Here is a 2868-nt window from a genome sequence, read left to right as displayed (position 1 = left end):
ACTGATAGCGTTGATGGTTCAATGCCTGTTGTGGCTAGTTGGTTTACACGCACAGCAACAGGGCTGGGATAAGCATTTTCAGGCCAATACCATTGGGCATCGAACGGTACTCTCAACGATTCGCTTGGGATTGGAGGTACTCAGGCGGCCTGATTATCAAATCACGGAGAAAGAATTGCTGGCGGCCTGGGTATTATTCGCCAATCAGTTGCTCAAATATGGCTATGCTATGGCTGATTTATGAGGGGAACCTTCAGGGTTAGGTCGCTGTCCGCAGGAATGGCTGAGGGCCGTGGTCAGTGCCTGCATAGAGAAAACAGACTACCCGCTCCCGGAAGAGTTGTTGTCAACATCCTCCCGGTGAACGGTTACGCTTATTCGCACCCTCCCTAGAAATCACGTTGAACTCAAATGTCATCACCCATTTTTTTATCTATCAACATTGATATTTTACTCCTTAAGTCTATTACCTTTTTGTTCATTTTATTTCTTTGTTCAACACTCGCCTTTACATTAAAAACTTTATCAATCAACTCTTCATTTTCTCTCTTTATTTTATTTAGCTGTGTTAAATCAAAAAATCGCGGATCAATATCCTCTGCTTTACAGACTAATAAAAACAACTCATCTATTGCCACCACCAAATTATCAACAATTAAGTTAATTTCTTTTTTTATATCGTTCTTACTCATAACAAGCTCGCCAGATTTTATTTTTTAGTTACCAACGCCATAATCAGTATGGCGAATGAGGAAATGCACACCTCGACACCACACTACCAATTAATGAACGAGCAAACAACTACACTTTAAACCCCTGAGATATTGCATATAACTTATTCGCCAAGCTAGCCAATTCTGCACAGGCCTGATTCATTTGTTCCGCACCAGAAGAAACCTCATCTGATGCATTACTAATGCTGACAATATTTTTGTTTAGCTCTTGACTAACTGTTGCTTGCTCTTCTAGTGCAGCAGCAATTTGAGTGTTCATTTGTGACGTTACCGCAATTGATTGCACTATATTGTTTACCGATGAATTAATTGATTCGGCATCTTTAGATATAGCCTCTATCATGCCATTACTCTGCTGCATGGAGTCACTAGCGTTTGAAGCTTCAGATTGAAATTCATTTACTATCTTGTTTATCTGAGCAGTCGAATCTTGCGTTCTTTTTGCCAAAGTTCTCACCTCGTCAGCAACGACAGCAAAACCACGACCTTGCTCACCAGCACGAGCAGCTTCGATGGCGGCATTCAAAGCCAACAAGTTTGTTTGCTCTGCAATACCTTTAATAACTTCAACTACAATGCTAATGTCACGGCTATTAATGCCTAATTGCTCTATGGCATTTGACGTGGATGCAATCGTTGACAGAGCGCTATTAACTGTTGCATGTGAGCGACTTACCGTATTTAAGCACTCAACAGACAATGAGTTCATTTCCTCTGATGTATTAGCAGCCTCCTGTGTATTTCTGGATGTTTCATCTATCGTCGCTTGCATCTCATTCATTGCTGTTGCTAGCGACGCCAAATCAACTTGTTGCTTTTTCATGTTGCTTGATGACTGTGATGATATAGTGCTAACTTCTTCTGCAGCAGCACTAAGCTGAGAGATTGCTTGAGAAAGCTCATTTACCATATTGTATAAATTGCTTCTCATTGTAGAAAAAACATCAGCCAAGGCACCTATCTCATCATTTGAGAAAAATCTCTTATTAATATTCTTTGTTAGGTCCCCTGTTGAAATAAACCCAGCTTGTTCAACCAAATAATCCATTGGTTTTTTTATCTTAACATAAAGAATTTGAGAAATAACCACTGCAATTAGCAATGCAAAAACAACAATTGAAATATTTAAATTTCTTGAATAAATTTCCTCGTCAGAGGACGCCATTGCAAACTCAGCAGCAACTTCTTGATCATACTTTACAATATCATGCATTTTGCTTACAGCTGGCTCCAACAATGCTTTTTGTTTTATCATCACAGTTTCATATAAATCAACTGGCTCTATGTTTTGGCTTATATATGCATCTAAAGCTGACTTAATATTATCATTACCAGATAAATACTTTCCTATTAAATCACGATATATTTCAGCATCCTCATCCTCTCTACTTGCATTTTTATCAGAAGAATATGGTAATTCATTATAAAAAGCATCGGCATCGGCATATTTCTTTCTAAATAACTGAAGTTGATTGAGCAAGCTGGATATTTCTGATTTATTACCTTGAAGTTTATTAATTAAAAGGGCTAGTTCTATTCGACGGATATTTTGCAATGTATCGCTTATTGATGCAGATGTTTCTATGGATGGAATCACTGAATTCTCCATGGTTGATACGAGTTTACTCATCGAATCAAGAGAATTGAGTGATACCCATGACATGATTACCATAATAGTAATCAACGTGAAAAATGAAGATCTTATTTTAAGACCCAAACTTATATATTTTGACATAAATCACCTTGCTGCCTATTTACTGAAGAATCCCCTGATGATTTACAAATAAATCATCAAATTAGGGTGGAAGCGCATCTTGTTGCATGATCAAATGGTTTCGCTAAAAACTACACTTGGACAACAAGATGCGCGAAGCCAATATACTACAACCGTCATTCCGCAGCTAATTCCAGAATTTAAATAGTGTGATCTGGCGATCAGCTTTTCATAAAAACTACGACACCATCTTGACCGCGATCGACAGTTTTGATCTATTACTGCTATTTGACGGTCTCAAAATATGTCTACCCATCCTGTTATTAAACGCTTAGATCACCTTGGTCTCATTGCCGCCTTTTGTCACGAAATTGGCCTGCCACGGATGATAGATGCCGTTATCCCAAAATATTCTGACCA

General features: G+C 38.4%; 3 protein-coding genes and 1 pseudogene. 2 read left to right on the top strand and 2 right to left on the bottom strand.

Annotated features, from left to right (window positions below; translation table 11 throughout):
* Positions 1–244, top strand: a pseudogene (locus L5M37_RS23930) (IS4 family transposase); the annotation flags it as partial.
* Positions 245–407: 163 nt separating this feature from the next.
* Here the strand turns inward: L5M37_RS23930 and L5M37_RS23925 are convergent.
* Both L5M37_RS23925 and L5M37_RS23920 read right to left on the bottom strand, forming a co-directional pair.
* Positions 408–692 (bottom strand): hypothetical protein, encoded by a 285-nt coding sequence (locus tag L5M37_RS23925; RefSeq protein WP_263201913.1) that lies wholly within the window; start codon positions 690–692, stop codon positions 408–410.
* Between the two features lie 109 nt (positions 693–801).
* A complete protein-coding gene (locus L5M37_RS23920) occupies positions 802–2331 on the bottom strand; it encodes a methyl-accepting chemotaxis protein (RefSeq protein ID WP_263201912.1) in 1530 nt (509 codons plus the stop codon).
* 421 nt (positions 2332–2752) lie between these two features.
* Here L5M37_RS23920 and L5M37_RS23915 point away from each other — a divergent pair.
* The coding region (locus L5M37_RS23915; protein WP_193167442.1) for a DUF4277 domain-containing protein at positions 2753–2868 on the top strand (116 nt) is incomplete at its 3' end.

The organism is Shewanella sp. SM69 (assembly GCF_025653985.1).
Classification (GTDB): domain Bacteria; phylum Pseudomonadota; class Gammaproteobacteria; order Enterobacterales; family Shewanellaceae; genus Shewanella; species Shewanella oncorhynchi.
This window is presented reverse-complemented; position numbering and strand designations above follow the sequence as displayed.

Excerpts from the sequence above, each read along its gene's own strand:
- L5M37_RS23925 (WP_263201913.1), bottom strand. The coding sequence starts at position 692 with ATGAGTAAGAACGATATAAAAAAAGAAATTAACTTAATTGTTGATAAT.